Genomic DNA, 20,454 nt, shown 5'->3' with positions numbered 1-20,454 from the left:
CGGGTCATTCGCCTTGACAACGTCCCACATTTCCGCCGGAATTGCTTCCCATACGTTCGGCGCATACTCCGGCAGCAATTCCGTCAGGTCTGCAATGGCTCCGTTTTTGGCTAGGCTGTCTTCAATGCCTTGCTGGGGAGTGAACATGTCTGGCATTTCATTGGCCGCGATCTTTAAGTTCAGCTGATTCAGGTAGTTGGTGCCTCCGTTCCATTCCACATAGGGATGGATGACGCCGACACCGAGCTTTTCCTTGTAGAATTCATACAAGGGGCTGCCCTTGGTTATGGGTTTGTAGCCGATATTGGTTCCCCAAACTTCGATATCGACCACACCATCTACGCTATCTGTTTGGTTCTGGTTTGTGTTTTTGGATTGGTTTGCATTCTCGCTGCAGCCCGTTAAGGCTGTGGCCGCTAAAATGACAGCCGCTAGTAGCAGCGCCGTTTTTTTTGGAATCATATGATTTCCTCCGTGTAGTCATGTTGTTTTACAATATACATTTATTTGAATTGCAAGCATTAACCTTTTACAGAACCGATCATCGCCCCTTTGACGAAATACTTCTGCAAGAAAGGGTATACCATAATAATCGGGACGATGGCAAAAATAACTGTCGCGGCTCTTAAGGTCCGCTCATTGTAATTCTGATCGATCATGGAGGTCACACCGGCTAAGATGACGTTATCGTCCGTAATAAACTGCCGAATTTTAATTTGCAGCGGGAACCAATCCGGATTCTGCAAGAAAAAGAGCGGATGCTGGAACTGATTCCACAACACCACGCCGTAAAACAAAGCCAATGTCGCAAGTACGGCCTTGGAGAGCGGCAGCACCATCTGAAACAGCATCCGGAAATATCCGCAGCCTTCAAGGAAGGCGGCCTCTTCCAACTCTTTGGAAAATTGCTTGAAAAACGTTCTCATGATGATTAGGTTAAATGGATTCAGTATATGCGGTATGATCAGCACCAATGGATTGTCATAAAGTCCTATAGCACGTACCGTCAGAAAGTAAGGAACTATAGGCGCTTTGAATATCATGGCAACCACAACGCCAATCATGATTACCGATCCCCACCGGAATTCCGGCTTCGATAGCGGATACGCAAGCAGCGCGGTCATTAAAAGAGCCAATGCCGTTCCGATCAACGTAGTAACCAAGGTCAGGAAAAACGATTTCCACAAATCGGGACGATCAATGATATACCCCCAAGAATCTAAAGTAAACTGCTTGGGCCATAAGGTAACCAGATTCATATCCACGGCGCTCTTTGAACTGAAAGAGGTTGCGATTACGGATAGGAGCGGTACCAAAGCTATTATGGAGAACAAGATAAGAACAACTGTTATGCCAAATACGAATATTTTCTCTCTTCTCGCTTCAAACATGTCTACCAAAGCCCCCCATCCGAAACTTTCTTCGACATTCTATTAAAGATATATACCATGACAAGTCCGATAATTGACTGGAACAAACCAACGGCCGTAGCGAAACTGTACTGTGCTTGCTGAATGCCTGTCCGGAATACATACGTATCTAATATATCTCCTACGCTATAGGTCATAGGGGTAATTAAATTGTAGACCTGATCGAAACCGAGATCCAGGAAGTTACCGATTTCAAGAAGGAACAAGACTAGAACAGTTGGCAACAGAAGCGGGAAAGTAATGTGCCGCATCTGCCTGAACTTGGATGCTCCGTCCATCATCGCTGACTCATACAACTGAGGGTCGATTGCACTGATGGCGGCAATATATACCACGGTTCCCCAACCGGCATCGCGCCAGATGGAGGATAAGACGTAAATCGGCCTAAAGTACCCGCTTTCTTGCATCGCCAGCAGCCGCTCGTTACCCAACCATCCCAAGACGATGTTAAAAAGTCCGTTTAAGGAAAAAAAGTCAAATACGATACCGGAAACGATTACCCAAGACAAAAAGTGCGGGATATACAATGCGGTCTGAATCCCTTTCTTGAGCGCCGTTTTTCGGATTTCATTAATCATCAGCGCGAGCAGCACGGGCACCGGAAACACCAAGGCCAACTTGAGAAACCCAAGCATCAGCGTGTTCCCGAACACACGGGCAAAGTCGGGATGCTGCATCAATGTCTCGAAGTGCTTCAATCCTACCCATGGGCTATCGAGAATCCCTTTAAATACTGAATAGTCTTTGAAGGCGATTACGGCTCCGGCCAGCGGAATGTATTTAAATACAATGAGGAACGCGATCCCCGGAATGGCCATTACATAAAGCGGCCAGTAAACCTTCAATCGAAGGTTTGCAAATGCTTTCAAATTTATCCCCCCACTATCTAGTTGTTGTATTCGCTTACAGTGATACTATACAACCAAGGATAGTGTCGCTCAATTAGGCATTTTTAAGGATAAACAAGGTCATTTTTAAGTAAAACAAAACCACTCCCTCATGGAGTGGTCTGATAAAATTATTCATTAGGCAAGTTCTTCCGGTATTCCCTTGGTTTGCAGCCAACTAGCTTCTCAAACACGCGCGCAAAGTGCTGGGTATCAGAATAACCTACCCTTTGGCAAATTTCATATACCTTTAAATCTGACTTCTCAAGAAGCTCTTTCGCTTTACCCATGCGAATCTGCGTCAAAAAACTCACATAGGTCTCTCCCGTCTTTTGCTTAAAAAACTGGCTTAAATAATAGGGACTGATAAAAAAACGTGCGGACAAATCCGTAAGAGTAATCGGTTCGCTGAAGTGTGCTTTCACGTATTCTTTTACCTCTGCAATAATGTCCTTTTTTTGGGGAATATTGTGCTCCAGCTTGAACTGAATGATTCTTCTTATGACCTCAGTCATCCATTCCTCCAGAAACTCCATCGTTCGGAACTTGGACATTCCCTCCAGCGATAGAATATGGCGGCCTAAGAAATCATTGTGCTGAAGCTGTTGAAATGACATCTTTCGAATGCTCGCTAACAGGATGTTCAGGCACTGTAGCTGGATGTCTGCGGGATTCATGCTGGACTCGGCTTCCATCATCCGGAAAATTTCGCGTATGATGCCTAAGCACTCCTTTTCGTTCACATTGTCGAGCGCAGTTTCCAGCTTAGCGATCATCTCGCCCGAAACCGGTTGACTCCGTCCAGATTGATTGGAGATCTCAGGATACTCGATGATAGCGTTCGCTCCCTTGACCACTTTATAACTTAATGCATATCGGGCTTCCTCAAAGGATTGACTGATTCCAGCAGCCCTTTTCTGCACCGTTCCGATGCCGACGGTCATGGTCCATTCCGCTAGTAGATATACTTCTTCCTTTAACCGATGCATCGAACGAACCAAATCCGCGTATCCGATGGGGCTTCCTTGTGAAACCACCATCGCAATTTGAGTGGCTGAGTATCGGAACCGATGTACCGCTCGAAATTGGCCAAGTGTCTGATCGATTACGGCATACACCTGCTGAAGGCCTGACTCCTTCAATGCATCATTATTGCTATCGAATTCCAATATGATGCAAGCAAACCATGATCCCTCGGTCTGGAATTGAGCAATCTCAAGCGATTCCTCCATCAGTTCAATATTATCGCTACCGAAATCAAGAATATCCCTAAGGGCACGCTCTTGCATTCGGCTATGGATATTCTGTTTCAAGTCGTCTACTTCCCGCGACTTCGCTTTTTCGTCTCGAATCGCCTTCATGGCTTGGTACACGCATGCCTGAAGCTCATCTTCTTCTACCGGTTTATTGATATAGGACAGGACCCCTAGATTCAAGCCTCTACGAGCATACTCAAATTCAGTATATCCGCTTAAGAGAATGAATTTCGTCTGGCTGCCTTTCTCTTTTAACCTACTAATCATCTCGAGTCCGTCAGCTTGTGGCATTCGAATATCCGTAATTACAATATCCGGTTTCAATTTGTGAATGAGTTTAGCGCCTTCCAAGCCATTGTACGCTGCGCCTACAACCGTGCATTCCGGAATATATCGGTTTATGATGAATTTGATCCCTTCCACAATAACTTTTTCGTCATCCACTAGAACGATTTTCAATTCATTGCCTCCCTTTTTTCTAATACAGTCCTATCGCTTAGGAATTAATAGTTCGACCGTAGTGCCATGCCCTAATCTACTTTGTATCGACAAATAGTACCTGTCTCCATATTGGATTTTGATTCGTTCGGCGATGTTTTTAAGACCGATTCCGTTACTCTCAGTTGAATCCGTTTGTTCGAGCTTATATTTATCCGTTTCTGCGTCCTCCAGCAACGCACGCAATTCCTCTTGCTTCTGCAACGAAAAGCCTCCTCCGTCATCGGTCACACGGATAAGAATATCTCCTTTTTCCGTCCAAATGCCCTCCAATTCGATATTCAAGGGATGGCCATAATCTTTAAAGCCATGGTTGATGCTATTTTCTACAATTGGCTGGAAAATAAGCGGTATGATGCTGCAATGCAACATTTCTTCTGGAATTCTGGTATGGAGTCTAAACATGTCTTCAAACCGGATGTTTTGAAGCTTTAAATAGTTGATGGTATATTCCAATTCATGATTTATCGAATGATGTTTGCCTTCTTTATTTAAGGCTAACCGGAACATACGCGACAATATCTTAATCATGTCGGCCGTTTCCTCGTCACCCTTTACCAACGTCTTCATTCGGATCGATTCCAACGTGTTATACAACATGTGCGGGTTGATTTGATTCTGCAGCGCGATAAATTTGGCTTGCCGCTGTTTGATTTCCGCAATGTAGACGTCTTTAATTAATGTGCGAATTGTAATGATCATTTTATTGTAGCTATGCACCAAGCTTCCGATTTCATCATTGGCCTGTTTTCTCTCAATCGGTAAATATTGCCCTGCCTCCGCCTGTTTCATGCTTCTGCGCAGAGATTTAATCGGCCTCGTAATCGTATAGCTCAAGCCTACCGAGATCAGGGTTATAACCACACAACTCATCACGATAACCGTCACCGTCACACCTTTGATTTGGTTGATTTTGTGCAGCAGCTTCGAACGGGGAATCTCGGTTTTCACGAACAAATTACCTTGCGCAGTGCTTCCCGATAATATAATTTTGCCCTTGCTGCTATCGTCCGCCCTATACTGATCTCCCGATTCAAGGACATGCTGCCAAGATAATCGGCCGCTTGCCGCATCGGAATGGTAGACGATTTCTCCTTTGTTATTGCTAATGATTACGCTAATGCCGTATTTGTCGCGAGCCAGAACGAATTCATGATCAAGCCGAAGCAATGCGAACGGATCTAGATCCATGAGCAGAATGCCTGCATATGCCCCGTCGTAATTGAATAACACTCTTCCTACCGTTACCATGGCACCTGCTGCTTTATCTTCGTAATAAGAGCGATCATGCAGCCCAGTTATGAAAAACGTATCATCAGAGCTCCGGATCTGCTTGTACCAATCGCGAGATAATAAGATTTGCTCATTTACTCTGCTTGCCGTGGTCGAATATTGATACACGCTGTTTTCGCGACTGATGAGCATGGCGGAGCCGATCTCCGGTTTAAGCAGCGCCACCCTCATTAATAGCCGCTGTACTGCGACTTTTTGAATGATCAACTCGTCTATGGGCATATTCCCCTCTTCTCCAATGCTATTGATCAAATCGTTGTCTACTAGAACCGACTTTGTAACGGTGTCGTATTCCTGTATGAATTCGCTCAATGTTGTCCTGATTTGCGAAGTATACAATGAGGCAAACTCCTCAGAGGAATCCTCAAGCCCTTCAGCCGATTCATGAAATATGATTGCGCTTACAAATAGTAAGGGAACAACGCAAGCGAGCAAATACCCCATTAATAATTTATATTGGAACCTCATGTTTTTAATCGACGATACTGCTTTTTGCAACCAGCTTTTACGCTCCATATACATGCCCTTCCATCTTGAATATTTGTCCTTGTACTCGGTTACACGAAAGTATACTTTAAGATATTTTAGTTTTCTACGGGGGATTTAAAGTTTTTACATAGTCATTTTAATGAATATATTTAAACATTGTACCATCTCAAATGTCTTCAAGACCATTGGGACAGCCTACCAACCTAAACCAAACTGAATTTACTCAGTCCATTTATCACCTTGTCTAGCCAAGCGTTCTTCTGCAACTAGATCGAAATAGAAAGGAACACAGCCCCCTCACCCTTAACAACCACTCCCCGTGCAGTGACAGGCTCCAACCAAACGTTTGCAAATTTGTCTTGACATGGTCTTTCGTTGGCGATATATTGTGCATATACAACATACACAATTCGGAGGTGGATGAATCGATATGCTGGCGTTGGATTTAAAAAAGGTAAATAAAAAATACGAGCACTTTCAATTAAAAGATGTATCTTTTCAACTGGAAAAAGGTTTTATTATGGGGTTTATCGGAGCGAATGGAGCAGGTAAAACAACCACCATTAAAGCCATTTTGAACCTAGTCCGTATGGATAGCGGCGAAATCAGTATATTGGGCAAAAACATGGCCGAGCACGAACTCGAATTGAAACAAGATATTGGCTCCGCATTTGGCGACATCAATTTTTATACCCGCAGCACAATCAAAACGTTAACGAATGTGATCAAAACGTTTTATCGCAATTGGGATGATGACACGTATTACAAATATATGAAAAAATTCAAATTGATCGAAGATAAAAAAATAGCCGAGTTATCGACCGGGATGAAGGTCAAATACAGCTTGACCCTTGCTTTGTCACATGGCGCAAAGCTTCTTATTCTGGATGAACCAACGAGCGGTCTTGATCCGGCCGCCCGTGACAATCTGCTCGATATATTCCAAGAGCTGGTGCAAAACGGCGAAATTAGCATCCTTTTTTCAACCCATATCACTTCCGACTTGGAGAAATGCGCCGATTATATTACCTACATCCATAACGGGCAAATTATCAACAGTGCCGAAAAAGAGGAATTTGTTAATGCGTATCGCCTATTGAATGGTAAAAAAGAGCAGTTGGACTTGATTAAGGACCGGTTGATTTCCTATAAAATCAATTCTTTCGGCTTTACGGGCCTCATTCATACCAGAGACTTTGATCCTTCTTTAACGATCAAATCATCCATTCCCAACCTTGAGGAGATTATGATTTATTTCTCGAGAAAGGAGGATCAGGATGTATAACTTATTGATCAAAGAATTAAAGCTAGGCATAAGTCCCTTCTTTTATGTATTGCCCTTTTTGACAGGCGCGTTAATGTTGATTCCGGGATGGCTTTATTTCCTTGTTACCCTATACTTTTGTTTTCTTACAATACCGAATTTGTTCGGAGGATACAAAAGCCAGAACGATTTAATGTTTACGAGCATGCTGCCTGTCAAGAAAACTGATATGGTAAAAGCAAAGATATCCTTTATTGTCATTCTGGAATTGTTGCATATCGTTACCGCCGTTATATATGGGCTGATTAGCATTCGTTTATATCCAAATATGACCTACTATTTCTTTGCGCCATCCTTTGGTTTCTGGGGATTATCGTTCGTCATGCTGGCGATTTTCAATATCATCTTTATCCCTATCTATTACAAGACGGCTTATAAATACGGCGCAGCATCGGTTGCGTCTATCACAGCCGCTATCCTGTTTGCCGGGGGCGCAGAGTGGCTTGGCATACAGAACTCGTTCGTTAATGATCTGTTCAAGGGAGCCGGTGCTGAAAGTTTGCCCATACAAATGGCTCTCTTGCTCTCTGGTATTGCAATCTTTGCAATATTTACGATAATCGCTTATTATATTGCCAACAAACGATTTGAGAAAGTGGAAATGTAATGAACATTGCAATTTCGAATACCTCCGAGAAGCCCATTTATCAACAGCTATTCGAACAAATCAGCGCTCAAATCCTCAAGGGCGAGCTGGAAAACGGGTATAGCTTGCCGCCTATCCGACTAGCAGCCACGGAGCTTCGTGTAAGTATCATTACCGTCAAAAAAGCCTGGGAAGAGCTCGAACGATGCGGTTTAATTTATACGGTTACCGGCAAAGGCTGTTTTGTCACCGATCTCTCATCCGATGAAATGCTTCAAAAACGCAATGAAATGATTCTGAAGCAGATGGTGATTGACGCTTCCTATTACAAATCCTTTGGGCTTGGGATAGAAGAGGTTTTCGAGCTTCTGAAGAAAATTTATTGATGGGGTATGAATGTGTATCCCGCTCGGTTTTCACGTTAAACATACAAAGTCTTATATTTTGACAAAAAATCGCCGCTGCGCAATGTGGAGGCCAGTGAAGAAAGAAAGATCTTCACCGGCCTCCGTTATGCGGTGGCGTTTTTTTGTATGGAGCCGAGAGGAATATTCCCCGCACAAGCTCGTCTTTCCACTCAAACGCTATTAGGCAAATTACGGATCTCATTCTTTTGTTGCTCTCGTCCGTACAAACCAGCCATCGAGGCGGCAATTGCCATAAAGATTGCGCTGGATGCCACTCCGAATTGCAAGCCGTACCTTGCGACCACCACGCCTCCAACGATGGGGCCGATAATCTGTCCGCAGGCAAAAAAAGCAGTGGCTGCGCTAAGACATGCCGCATACGCGTGGTGAGGGACATGGCGACGCAATAGTACAGTCGTCATTAGCGGCGGGGTAATAAAGGAAACCAGCCCAATCGTGGCGGCTCCGAGCACGGTAAATAACATATTATCGGTGGTTACCCCGCTCACGCCGACCGTCCCCAAAGTTAACCCCGTCGCAAGCGTATAGCCGCTCGGCCATCGGTCTATGGCTCTGCCTCCAATCCAACCGTTAAACAAACCCGCAAATCCGATTCCGGACCATATCAACCCGGCATAGAGGGACGGAATGCCATTGCTCACCAGATAGGGAATCAAATACGTGAAATAGATAATGTATCCTGAGCCGAAGAAGAAATAAGAAGCGATTAGGAACAAGAGCCGATTCGGGTTCAAGAGAAGACGATATACATTCTCGCTTTCTTTGTCCCGTGGCTTCGATTCGGTCCGCGAGGGTAATCTTTCGACTCCCCTTTTTCTGGTGGCATACTCGAAACCGAACGCGGCAATTACCCCGAATACGCCCATGGCCACCCAAGCATACCGCCACCCCTGCAAGTGTGAAGAATCTATGGTAAAGGGGGCAAATAAACCCGTCACTAGAATGCCAGCAGATCCGCCCATCCATATGAGACCGGATGCCATTCCTCGTTCCGCCGGTCGAACGGCATCCATTGCAATGGACAAGACTAATACGGTGGCAAAGGCCGATAACAATCCAATAGCGAACCGCCAAAACCCAAGTTGGGCAAAATGATCGCTGAATGCCGAGCCGATCAAAGTCAATCCGAGCAATAAGCACGTCATTCGGTTAATGATAGGTTTACGGTCTGGAAACCGCGCAATCAGAGGAGAAAGACATAATGTCCCGGCCAAATAACCGATAAAGTTGACCGTGCCCAGCATACCCAACTGCGCGTAGCTCCCCCCGATCACCCTCTGGATTCCCGGCAAAAACATGCCGTAGGAGAGCCGGGAGAAACCGAGTATGACGACAAACAAAAACGATGCCCACAGAGTAATCCAATTAAATGCGGGTTTTGTACCCATTTCCCCCATCTTCCCCCCATTTATATAGCTGACTAGGCAAGCGTTCTATTTATATAGCTCACCTGCCCTTTACGCGATACTCTGTTGAACCTGGGCCATAGCATTGCCTTATGGATGCGCGCTATACGGGATATATGTCTTCTCGGCCTCTATCCTTCTTGCAATATAATCTCCGCTTCGAATCCCAGCTGTTCGCACATCTTGTGAATGCGCCGCATGTCCCGTGTGCTGACAACCCAATCGCAGCCCAGGGCCGCTGCCTCGTTAGCCGCCCATTGCAGGATATAAACCAAGGCATCCGCATGGGTTTCCTTTGTAGCAAAGTCCTCCAGCACCAACGCGCCGCCGCGGACCGAAGCACACACGTATGCCCAGTTCTGGTCGGCAAAGCTGCGGGCGAATAAGCGCGTTTCGCTATCCGTCTGGGCCAACATGGAAAGCATTTGCAGCCATTTGCTATAGGCTCCTGACCCTGCAGGGGTTTTCGGATTCCCCCATTCAAGTGAATCGGCGGCCAGCTTCCGCAATTCATCATCCCCTGCTACGCGCTTCCACTGCTCGCTATGGAAATAATGGCGAAGAGCCGGTTTGAAGCGGACTTGCCAGCTGCGTTCGCCTACCCGGATACCATCAGCTTGAAGCAGTTCGGATACGGGAACTACGGCAAGACCTTTGGCGTGCGTATGTTGCACGAGCGATTTAATGGCCTGCGACGTCTCTTTGGCAATTTCATTGGCATGGAACATAAGAATCGACCCATTAACCAGCTTTGGCAACACCCGCTCCACAAGCTGCGCGCTTGGCGGGCCCGACCAATCGATGGTATCCTCCCCCTCGACGAGCAAATAGCTCCACTCCCGAAGCCATTCCAAATTCTCCTCCCGATAAGAAGCGTAAGGAAAACGCATGAAGGTCGGTGACGGCCTTCCCGTCGCTTCCTGATAAGCGAGCTCAGCCAGCTTCAGCTCTTCAAAGAATACGGATTTGGTCACATCCGCCATTCTCCGGTGATGGTAGGTATGCGTTGTGAGTTCATGCCCCCTGGCTAGCATTTCTCTTGCTTTGGCCGGGTACCGATCAAACCACTCGCCAGTTAAAAAAAACGTCCCGCACGCGCCTCCCTGCTCCAAGGCATCCAGCCATGCGTCAATAGGAATACGCATCGGACCGTCATCGAACGTAAAGGCACAGTGAGAAACCGCTGCATTGCCGTGAGTAATGACCAGGTTTGTCATTGTTAATCCTCCTTCTGTGGTATCCTTCCAGCATGATACCGTTATCCCTATTGTAAAATCACATAATTGTTTTGTAAAATTGAATAATATGAACAAATGGTTTAAATAACTTAAACAAAGGTGATGACTATGGATCTTCGAGCTTTAAAAACCTTCGAGGCTTGCGTGCGTCTTGGACATTTTCTGAAAGCCGCCGAGGAACTCCAATATGCACCTTCTACGGTAACCCTCCAGATTCAGCGTCTCGAAGCTGATCTTGGCGTTTCTTTATTCGTACGCGACGGAAAACGCATGATCGTAACCGAAGCCGGCCGCTGGCTCTGCCAGGAAGCCTCTACTTTACTGAAGTCAATTGATGCTATGAGGCAGACCGTCTCGGATATTGCCGAGGGAGATAACGGCTCGGTTCGTTTTGCCGCTATCGAGCCCATCGCAAGCCAGCAGCTAGCGACCATCATAGCTGACTTTTGCAAGGCTCGACCGAAAGTGGAATTAACCATGGAAGTAGGCGGCAGCAGATCGATTGCGGAGAGGGTTCGGGCCGGTCAACTGGATTTCGGCGTGTGCTCGGCGCCGCCTACGAAGCTCATGCTGGAGTTTGAGCCGCTGATTGAAGAAAGATTAGGGGTCATGCTGCACATGAATCACTTATTAGCCGGTAGGGATAGCATCACGGCGAACGACCTCGCGGGGCTAACCGTTCTAGTCAAAGAACCGACTTGTATCTATCGGGAGCTTTGGGAAACGGCGATTTATCCAACGGAGCGAAACCTGTTCTCTTATAGGGAGGTTGGAAGTTTCTTTGTCATACAACAAATGGTTAAGGCAGAGTTCGGCATCGGGATTGTTCCCATTTACAGCGGGTTGGAACAGGAAGGCTCCTTGGTCATAAGGCCTATAGCCGATTTGAATCCTGTCGTCACGATTGGCATCGCCTATCCAAACAAAAACTCCCTAGGCAAAGCAGCATTATTTTTAATGAATGAAATCAGGAGCATTCGCGAACCCAATACTACGCTGCCAAGCGCATGAATTCCATGCCACCATCAAAGCAAGTTAAGAGATACAATCGTAAAGTCTATCAAAATTGTTCATGACAAGTACGCACTGCCATTGCAATCGCGCTTCAATGCCTAACCAAACAAAGCCAAATAAAAAGGATGCCAGCCTTGGCTAACCGCCGCTGACATCCTTACTAATTAAGACTCTACGATCCGCTTGCTGCAATTCTGCTGACTGATCTTCTTAATTCTCATCCAGCTCCAAAATACGGAGTAGAATTGTAATGACTTCCGCTCTGGTTGCCACTGCATGGAAGTCAAACTTGCCGCCTTCCTTGCCCTGCATAAACCCTTCTGCAGCTACTGCGCCAATCGCGCCTTTTGCCCACTCTGGCAATTTATCGTTGTCAGTGAAGATTGCTGCATTGTCCTTTTGGTCTTCCAGCTTCAAAGCACGAGCAATCATAACCGCAAGCTCAGCGCGTGTCAAACCGCTATTTGGACGCAGCGTCCCATCCGAATAGCCGCTTAAAACGCCCGCTGCTACTGCCTGCTCAAGCGCTTCTTTTGACCATGAAGCAATGTTAGCTTCATCTTTGAAGGCATGCTGCTTTTCAGCGCCTTCCACAGTCAAAGCGCGGGTTAACATCACTGCAAATTCCGCACGGGTTACTGCCGCATTTGGCTTGAAGCTTTGATCCTTATAGCCTACCACAAAGCCTTTTGCCACTGCCTTACGAATCGCGGCTTCTGCCCAGTGTCCGGCAATATCCTTCAATTCAATCTGGTTCTCTTCATTTCCGCCGGTGCTACCCCCGTTATTTCCGCCAGCGTTACCTCCATTGTTGCCACCATTGTTACCACCGTTGTTACCGCCGTTGTTGCCAGGCGTTGTATCAACTACTGTAATCGTCAGCACCTGCGGCTGGCCTGCGCTGAACTCAAACGTTAGCTGCGCAGTGCCTTTTTGTAATTTCGCCAAGTAAGCCGTCGTAATCGTGACCTGATCGCTAATCACAATATAGTCGGTTCCGGCCTGTAGCAGTGCACTGCCGTTCTTAATGGCTGCCAGTGTATTCCCTTTAAGCTCCAGCTTTATTGCAGCTGCTTGCTGCTTGCTCGGGTTCAAATCAAATTCAGCAGCAGTTGGGGTGATTTCGCTATTCTGATCGGTATCTTTGATTTGGTTAAGAAGATCCGTCTTAGCTTCGCCGTCTGCCATAATAATGACAAAGTTGCGAGCCATAGCGATATCGGCAGCTGATCCAGACGCGAGAGCCTTTGATACGGCAGCCCTTGCCGAAGCTTCAACCCGTTCATTGTATTCGCCTGCGTTTAACAAGTATAAACCTGTAAATAGCTCTGAGTTCTTTAATTGTCCGCTTTCAACTTCAAATGTGGCCCTAGTGCTGTCTGATTCACGCGAGCCGTCAGATTCGTTGAGCATGATCGAAACTCCGATTCTTCCGTCCGCTAGTTCCGATGCAGGATTATTATAAACCGTATTAAACGGAATCTTTAAATCGTAAATCGTCGTTTTCGTATCTTCATCTCTCGTAATCTTTGCCACGATATCGGTTGTCGGGGCAATCGGGGCATTGACGCCTGTAGGACGGGTCCAAGGGAATACGATTACTTGGTTGTCATTGGTGAGCGTGAATCCCAATTCATTCCGCATAGTACTGTTGGTTGCAGGGTTGCGTAAATCAATGCCTAACTGCAAATTGTCCTCCCTCCATATATTTCCCCCGGTCTGGCTATTGAAGTGCACATCGTCCGCAACGACAATGTACGCGTATAAATGGCCGTCGTCCCATGCGAAATGCGAGCCTACGCTGAGATCTTGCGGACCATCCCACGTACCCGAAGTTACATAATCTTTTGTGTCCATAACAAATGCCGGGGTTGCGGCACTTTTTGCCGGATTTTCAGCACCTGCAGAACTTACCTTTTCAGCGTAAGCCTCATCGAATTTCGACGTATAGGTGTAGGCTTTTCCGTCTTCGAGCTGAATCTCGAATGTAACCAGACCTGCGACATAATACGGTAGATCAACGGTTACGGATTCGCCCGCCGCAAGCGCGTTAAATGCAATGGGAGTAAAATCTTCAGCATAGGCAGCCGGTGAAACCATTTTCAATGTCCCGGGTGCAGAGGCTCTTCCTCCGACATTATACTTCACGTCGAATTGTTGTTTATCTCCGTTTTTGGTTAGGTTAAATACAAACGGTTCAGCAATTAAATCCGAGCCGTAAATGCCGTACGGATTGCTTGCTGGGGTGCTGTTCCTCAACCCGGATGCGTAATAATTGTTGCTAAGCTCTATCGATGTGCCTCCCTCGCGCAGCATGGCATACACATTATTATTCTGCCCGTTCTTGGACGGCTGGAAGTAAGAAGTGTATACATGCGCCTTACCGCCGTGGACATCTATACCCGGATTGTTGCCAGGTAGTTGAGTGAAGTTCGCTTGCTGTAAACGAACGTTACCGTTATTTACGATCGCTCCCGCTACGCTCGGACTTCCCCAGAACGCGCTGTTGTACAGAACAAGTTCGGAATCTGGATGGATTTTTGCAGTATTAGCTGCCTCGCCCATTCTGACATACGCTCTGTTCGGCTCCGTCACGATGTTTGTATTAACCAATTCCGAGTTGATCGCGATTATTTTGGTATGTTCGTCCGCGTCTTCCACATAGAGAGCATACGTGGTTCCGTCCGAACCGTGACCAATCATCGTCATTTTTCCAGGATATGCGAATTCGCCGTTCCCCAAATCTCTTTTCAGGAAGTGTATGCCGTATACCGAACCGAAAACGAAATTGTTGAAAATCGTCTGGTCTTCCACATCAGCGAATTTGAGCGCACTCATGTACCTTTGCACGAATCCGTACAAATCGCCGGTAGGCGCTGAATAGCCTTGACCTCCCGGAAGTCTCAAAGCGTAATGCGGATTGAATTGCATATTTCTGATAAATCCGCCTTCCGCGCCTCCTCCGACCCAAATGCCTGCTCTGAGGAGCGTGCCGCCTAAATAATCTACATAGTGGCCATCGGTTTTATACGAAGCCAAGTCTATTCCTTTATCCCCTATCGGGATGGTTAAATTGATTGCATATACGCCTGCGCCTTGCCCCTGTACCAAAAACGGCGTTTTTAGCGTTTGGTCGGGATTGTCGAGGTTGACGCTGGTTATATTCGATTGCGTAATGTTAAGCCCTCTGACACCTGCATTGGCCTTAAGCTGTATGAGAGAAGCTCCGTTTTCTCCCTGAGCCCCGCCGGTGTAAGCTGTAAATATCGCCGTACCTCCGCCTTGCGTATGATGCTGCACGTCCCATGTTCCTCTTAGTTCAGCGCCTTCGGGAACGATGACGGGACTATTCAATCTGTATCTTCCACCCGGTAAATAGATCGTACCGCCGCCGTGATTAGCTTTAATATAATCGAGTGCTTCCTGCAATTTGGCAGCTATATCCACAGTTGGTGCGTTGCCTGTCAACGAGCGCGGGAAGTCAAGTCTAAGCACTGCGCTTGATGTCGGTCTCGGGTGTACGTCAATATCTGTTTTTACGTCTTTCGGAATAGGCTCAAATAGATAGTCAACGTCATTCACGATTTGTACCGTGGTGTCATTACCGCCACCCTTAACATCAAGCTCGAGGCTATCGATATGAGCGTCAAGGTTTGCGCTCTCGATGTTAAGATTGTATCCGGAATTCACCGATTTAAATGTTCCGAAGTTTGTTCCAAGATTTACATGGTTGTCAGCCTGTTTGAAGTTGCTCTGACTGACTAATGCGTTGCCTCGGCTTAGGAAGTTCAGTGCAACATTGTCATATTCGTCGAACGTACAATCCTCGAATGATATCACTCCGCCTCTAGCGTTGCTTACAATCGGGCCTTTGAAGTCAACTCCGTTGAATTGAACGGATGTGTCGAAACGTTCGTTGAAATATACTGCAGTGTCGCCTCCGAATTCCGAGTTCGAGATAAGCAGGCCGAAACCGTTAACGTTGTCAATATATATACCCGTTTGACTGTCTTCGATTTTCAATCCGTAGAACTGCGCGTTCGGGGCTTCGTCGCCGCCTGGTTCTCTTCCGATCCACATCCCCGTCTTATACCCGGAAATATGCAATCCGGATACATATTCCCAGTCCGAACGGTGCATCATGAATCCGGTAGCGTTCGCTCTTGTATACGCTCTCGTGTCCGAAAGCGAAGGTGCGCCGTCAAGTCCGGAATTCGCCCAGTATTTTGGGTTAATATCAACGTTTTCGATACGGCCGATGTCTGTACAGGTGTGAACCACGATGCCCTTGTAGAGTGCCGTCATATTGCTGTTCACAACATAATGCATCTCGCTCGGCAGGGAAATGAATCCTCCCCAAGCGTTTACCAGAGTAACGTTGTCAAGCGTCACGCTGTTTCCGGTTCTCTGATAGAACGTCCACGGATACGGAATTCCTTTTATGTCCTCGAATTCCCCTGTCTTCTGACCATCTTCGTTTCTCTTTTCAACAGTGGTTGTAGCATTAATATCTTGATTCGGATACCACACCGAAAGGTTCGTTACGCCTGTGCCTTGTTCCATGTCTATGAATCTATCGGACACGTTAGCTACTTTTTTGCCGCCTGTCTGATTTTCTCTCTCGTCAGAGTCAACATATGTGTCATAATTGGCGGAATTATGTCCGGCATAGACGGCTAGAATGGTTCCGTCGATTTTACCATCGTAATCATCCGCATCCGGGTTATCCCATTCGCCGCGTAGCTGTACGCCTGCCCGCAAATTTAAAACTTGTTTATATTCGTAGTTTGTACTGCCAGTCGTGCTTTGAACGCTTATTGTGCCGGTAGTTTCCGAATAGAACGCATAGGTTCCCGCCGGAATGTATACGACGCCGCCGCCGTCATTATAAGCCGCATCAATTGCCGCCTGGAAAGCTTCTCTGTTATCGAAATTAACTAAACCTTCCGTTGCTGCCATCTCAGCTGTTTTCGCGCCGAAAGCGAGCACGTTAAAGTCAGAAATCGCCCAATCTTTCGCATCATTTTCCTGAACGATTGCCGTTCTGATATGTTTTGCGTAATCATATCTATTCGGAACCGTGAGTACAAAGGTTTTAGTCTCGGTTACTGGAGCGGCTACCGGACCTCTTTTTATCGTCGCCGTGAGCGTTACCTCACCGCCGCCATCCGGACGGTTAGTCGGTATTACGCCTGCAGCTGTTATAAGGGTAGCAGCGGATGTCGCCCATGTAATATCCGTCATATTCTCACCCATTGACGGAAGTACTAAGTTCGTCGTCACATTAGCCTCAGAAACATTCACGCCTTTGATTAAGTCCCATGTCAATTTATTCAACATATCATTTACCGCATCCTCGTCCGTTCCGGTACCTGTGCCGCGAACGACTATATTAAATGATTTCACAACCGGTGTTGCCGTACCTTTGCTTACTGTCGCCGTGAGGGTTACGGCTGTGCTCGCTTCTTGACGATCCACTGCGCCGGTGTTGCTGTTGATTACCGTGTTATTGCTAGATGTCCACGCAATCTCCGTATTCGCTGAACCCACCTTAGCAAGTGTCAAACCTGTTTCAACCAGATCCTGTCTCGTGTTCGTGCCCTTGATAGCGTCCCAAGTCAGCGCGTCCGAAACAAGCTTTACCGCTTCTTCATCCGTTGGGGGAATTTCGGTTATTCGTATGCTCTGAATGATTTCTCCGGATGTACCGATTCGGAAGTGTGCTCCTTGATTTTGTGCGCCTACTGCAAAGTTAATTCCGTTAAGCACAACTTGTGAAGTCACCCAAGAGTTTCCGCTTCCTATCGCTGGAATGCTCGCAGATCTATACGCCTCAAACCCAGAGAAATTGCCGGGATATATCGTGTTGTACTGTAACGAAATACCGCCCGTTGCGCTCGGTCTCCAGTATGTGACCGCTAATTCAACCTTGTTTGCTTGCTTAAGTTTAAGGTCGTCTACAATTACGTACATAAAGTTGCCAACCTTTACAGCGTCCACGCCGCTTTGAGTGACTGCTTCAACAGCGGTACCGCCGTCTCCGATGAGGCTGACGCCTATGCCGTTGCCTTGAAGTCCTTCAAACGGTCCGGCTGGATCCCCACCGTCGCTGAGTCCGCTCCCTATTGTATCGACTGCTTCAAATGATTCAGGATCATTGAAATCAATGAACACTTCAGCCAGTTCGTTTGTCGTACTCGCTACTGTTAAATTAAAAACCACATGAACAGGTGCTGCATTACCTTTGGATATTGTCGCCGTAAGGGTCACGGGTTTTCCTACGTCAGGGTCGCGGGTTACGCTTCCGGTTGCGGTATTTATGATACCTGCCGGTTCAGCCGACCACACTATAGCCGTATCATTCGCACCCGTTGCGTTAAGCGCCAACTCCGTTCTTACTTCGGATTGAAGCGCATTCGATTTCCTAATCGTATCCCAGGTCAGCTTCGTTTTCGCGTCCGCTACTGCCTGATTGTCGTCAAGATGCTCCACCTTCACTCTTGTATGCGTTCCTGCGAAAGGATATTGCGTATTTTGAGCCGTACGTGCGAAAGTATAATAGGTGTTGCCTGCTGGTTTTGCAAGTTCCGCAGTATAAACGCCTGATTGAAGAGTCCCCAATGTCCAATCGCCCTCTGCAGGAGCGCTACCGGTGGTGTTTATCGCGAACTGCACAGCCTGGCCATTTGTCGGCGCTGCTGACGATAACGTAACGACGTCGGCTGTTTCAACAGCTGCAGGAGTCGCTTTCGGCGAATCCACGGAATTCTGGAAACGCGGGTTCTTGATATAGATGTCGCCTTGTGGCACGGAAGACCACTGCATTTGCAATCTCACTGCCTGTACCGTGTCCAAATTAACGGGATTGAAGCCATTTGGAGAGTTTGCAGATGATAATTGCGCATAAACGGTAATCCATTCATTAACCTTTCCATTTTTGATTTCGTTAACATTAAGGTTAAGTCGCGAATTGGTGTCAACATTGTTGCTGCCAGAAGCCATCGCAACCCAGTTATTCCCGTTTAATTTCAAAAGATCCGTATGCGTAACATACATATCAAAAACAAAATATTGATTCGCGTATGCTAATAAGTTCTGATTGCCGCTGCCATTAATAAAGCGGGCATCCCAAAGCCGTTCAGCGCCGGCGCCTATTTTCCCAGCGCCTAGCTTAACCGCGTTATTTCCGTCCGGCGCAACCGCATTATCCGTTCCCTCTTCTATATTTGGAAAATACGTCGCAGCTAGAGCGTTTACCGCCGCCGGTACGGATTTCACCGTCACCGTAATCGTTCGCGTAGCACTTGCATTACCCTTGGTTACTGTCGCCGTGAGTACTACGGTTTTATCTTCTTCTCTATTAAATAACCGATTTACGCTTCCGGTGTTGCTTATTGCCGAATTGTCCGAAGTCCATGCTACGTTAGTTGTTCCTATTGTTGTCGGAAGACTAAGTTGTGATTTCACATCGTTATTCGAAGTATTGCTACCTTTAATCGAATCCCATGTCAGGGACGACGACGCCTCATCTACCAATGTTTGTTCGTTAATTGAAGTTACGGTAATTCTTGTAGATGCGCCGATGAAATTATAATTGGTTTCTGCTTTCGCTCGCGCGAATACATAGTAGGTGTCTGCCAAAGGTAATGTGGCAAATTGATGCGTATAAACATTACCGTTTTTGCTTCCATCCACCCAGCCGGATGCGGGAGCGATACCATCTTCGCTTGTTGCGAATTCCACGGCTTGCCCGCTAGCCGGTGCGTTCGCAGTTACTGTTTTTGTTGCAACATCAAGTGCGGGAGCCGTTGACGGTGAAGCAGGAACGCCTAACGAACTTTTCTGGAAACGCGGGTTTTTTATGAAAACGTCGGTGCCAGGGACACTAGTATCCCATTGCAGATGCATGGCCAGCCTGGTTACTTTGTCTAGCCAGGCGTCATTGAAATTACCGGCTACTGCACTTGACGTCGATAACTTTGCATAGACCGTCGCCCATGTGCCCACCGCTCCATTTGCAACTCCGCTTACATCTAGCTGGAGACGAGAGTCGGCGTTAAACTTATCCGCGGCAGGATTACTGTCGCTTACGATGACGAGCCAGTTATTTCCTTGCATATTTTTAAAGCTGGCACTCGGAATATACATCTCAAAAGCGAAATAGCCGTCTTTGTAAGCGGATACATCTTTCAGAGGCGCCACGCTCGGTGTAAAGAGGTTATCCCAAGGACCACCGCCCTTTGAGGTTCCGGTATTTAAACTCCACGCTTTCTGCCCGTCCGGCGCATCGGCGTATGTCGCCGTATTGCCATCCGCACCTGCATTTACGGTCAAAAGAGATACGGCATCTCCCCACGCCGCGCTGACTGACGCTAGCGGAGAAGCCAAAGTAAATAGCATCGACGCCATAAGTAAATAGGCTAATAGCCGTCTTTTTATCATTCTCACATTTCCTCCAAAGTTAATATTTTTAGGTTTTCATCTGGATATGACCCACTCATGCGTGGCCTGACAACACATTTCCGCTTTTCTGCCCGCCGCCTCATCCCCCTTACTATTCCAGATGTCCAATCTTGTAAAGTCGCATCCGTCCACAACCGACTCG

At 46.9% G+C, this 20,454-nt stretch carries 11 protein-coding genes and 1 pseudogene; 4 read left to right on the top strand and 8 right to left on the bottom strand.

The genetic code is table 11. From position 1 onward, the window contains the following. From AC0YN3_RS26855 to AC0YN3_RS26835, 5 genes and pseudogenes are all read right to left on the bottom strand, one after another. A pseudogene (locus tag AC0YN3_RS26855) lies at positions 1-462 on the bottom strand (ABC transporter substrate-binding protein); the annotation flags it as partial. 59 nt (positions 463-521) lie between these two features. Further along, positions 522-1,391 carry a carbohydrate ABC transporter permease gene (locus AC0YN3_RS26850; protein WP_475777974.1) on the bottom strand — a complete coding sequence of 290 codons (870 nt, stop codon included), beginning with the start codon at positions 1,389-1,391 and terminating at the stop codon, positions 522-524. A 2-nt stretch (positions 1,392-1,393) separates the two neighbouring features. Then, entirely contained in the window at positions 1,394-2,299 is a 906-nt protein-coding gene (locus AC0YN3_RS26845; protein ID WP_475777973.1) for an ABC transporter permease, read from the bottom strand. Between the two features lie 149 nt (positions 2,300-2,448). Then, on the bottom strand, positions 2,449-4,032 hold the full coding sequence (locus AC0YN3_RS26840) for a response regulator (protein WP_475777972.1): 1,584 nt from the start codon (positions 4,030-4,032) through the stop codon (positions 2,449-2,451). Positions 4,033-4,062: 30 nt separating this feature from the next. Continuing rightward, on the bottom strand, positions 4,063-5,880 hold the full coding sequence (locus tag AC0YN3_RS26835) for a sensor histidine kinase (protein ID WP_475777971.1): 1,818 nt from the start codon (positions 5,878-5,880) through the stop codon (positions 4,063-4,065). A 403-nt stretch (positions 5,881-6,283) separates the two neighbouring features. Between AC0YN3_RS26835 and AC0YN3_RS26830 the strand changes: the two genes are divergently transcribed. Genes AC0YN3_RS26830 through AC0YN3_RS26820 form a run of 3 tightly spaced genes read left to right on the top strand, consistent with a single transcriptional unit; the run spans position 6,284 to position 8,149 of the window. Continuing rightward, positions 6,284-7,138: an ABC transporter ATP-binding protein gene (locus AC0YN3_RS26830; RefSeq protein WP_475777970.1), complete on the top strand. Its 855-nt coding sequence runs from the start codon at positions 6,284-6,286 to the stop codon at positions 7,136-7,138. Beyond that, on the top strand, positions 7,131-7,784 hold the full coding sequence (locus AC0YN3_RS26825; protein WP_475777969.1) for an ABC-2 transporter permease: 654 nt from the start codon (positions 7,131-7,133) through the stop codon (positions 7,782-7,784). Before AC0YN3_RS26830 ends, AC0YN3_RS26825 begins: the two co-directional genes overlap by 8 nt. Continuing rightward, positions 7,784-8,149 carry a GntR family transcriptional regulator gene (locus AC0YN3_RS26820; protein ID WP_475777968.1) on the top strand — a complete coding sequence of 122 codons (366 nt, stop codon included), beginning with the start codon at positions 7,784-7,786 and terminating at the stop codon, positions 8,147-8,149. The genes AC0YN3_RS26825 and AC0YN3_RS26820 overlap by 1 nt, the downstream gene beginning before the upstream one ends. Before the next feature lie 191 nt (positions 8,150-8,340). Here AC0YN3_RS26820 and AC0YN3_RS26815 read toward each other — a convergent pair whose 3' ends face one another. Both AC0YN3_RS26815 and AC0YN3_RS26810 read right to left on the bottom strand, forming a co-directional pair. After that, on the bottom strand, positions 8,341-9,579 hold the full coding sequence (locus AC0YN3_RS26815; protein ID WP_475777967.1) for a YbfB/YjiJ family MFS transporter: 1,239 nt from the start codon (positions 9,577-9,579) through the stop codon (positions 8,341-8,343). Between the two features lie 149 nt (positions 9,580-9,728). Further along, positions 9,729-10,814 carry a polysaccharide deacetylase family protein gene (locus AC0YN3_RS26810; protein ID WP_475777966.1) on the bottom strand — a complete coding sequence of 362 codons (1,086 nt, stop codon included), beginning with the start codon at positions 10,812-10,814 and terminating at the stop codon, positions 9,729-9,731. 129 nt (positions 10,815-10,943) lie between these two features. Here AC0YN3_RS26810 and AC0YN3_RS26805 point away from each other — a divergent pair, with 129 nt between their 5' ends. Further along, on the top strand, positions 10,944-11,846 hold the full coding sequence (locus AC0YN3_RS26805; RefSeq protein WP_475777965.1) for a LysR family transcriptional regulator: 903 nt from the start codon (positions 10,944-10,946) through the stop codon (positions 11,844-11,846). Positions 11,847-12,059: 213 nt separating this feature from the next. Here AC0YN3_RS26805 and AC0YN3_RS26800 read toward each other — a convergent pair whose 3' ends face one another. Then, positions 12,060-20,291, bottom strand: a complete 8,232-nt coding sequence (locus AC0YN3_RS26800; protein WP_475777964.1) for an immunoglobulin-like domain-containing protein — start codon at positions 20,289-20,291, stop codon at positions 12,060-12,062. Positions 20,292-20,454 lie beyond the last annotated feature (163 nt).

This window comes from Paenibacillus sp. J22R232, from assembly GCF_056269165.1.
The sequence above is the reverse complement of the archived record's forward strand: the minus strand, read 5'-3'. Positions and strand labels throughout refer to the sequence as shown.

What these genes read in the sequence shown, in the direction of transcription:
- AC0YN3_RS26835 (WP_475777971.1), bottom strand. Translation starts at nt 5,880, where the DNA reads ATGGAGCGTAAAAGCTGGTTGCAAAAAGCAGTATCGTCGATTAAAAAC.
- AC0YN3_RS26800 (WP_475777964.1), bottom strand. Translation starts at nt 20,291, where the DNA reads ATGATAAAAAGACGGCTATTAGCCTATTTACTTATGGCGTCGATGCTA.
- AC0YN3_RS26805 (WP_475777965.1), top strand. Translation starts at nt 10,944, where the DNA reads ATGGATCTTCGAGCTTTAAAAACCTTCGAGGCTTGCGTGCGTCTTGGA.
- AC0YN3_RS26815 (WP_475777967.1), bottom strand. Translation starts at nt 9,579, where the DNA reads ATGGGTACAAAACCCGCATTTAATTGGATTACTCTGTGGGCATCGTTT.
- AC0YN3_RS26810 (WP_475777966.1), bottom strand. Translation starts at nt 10,814, where the DNA reads ATGACAAACCTGGTCATTACTCACGGCAATGCAGCGGTTTCTCACTGT.
- AC0YN3_RS26820 (WP_475777968.1), top strand. Translation starts at nt 7,784, where the DNA reads ATGAACATTGCAATTTCGAATACCTCCGAGAAGCCCATTTATCAACAG.
- AC0YN3_RS26850 (WP_475777974.1), bottom strand. Translation starts at nt 1,391, where the DNA reads ATGTTTGAAGCGAGAAGAGAGAAAATATTCGTATTTGGCATAACAGTT.
- AC0YN3_RS26825 (WP_475777969.1), top strand. Translation starts at nt 7,131, where the DNA reads ATGTATAACTTATTGATCAAAGAATTAAAGCTAGGCATAAGTCCCTTC.
- AC0YN3_RS26830 (WP_475777970.1), top strand. Translation starts at nt 6,284, where the DNA reads ATGCTGGCGTTGGATTTAAAAAAGGTAAATAAAAAATACGAGCACTTT.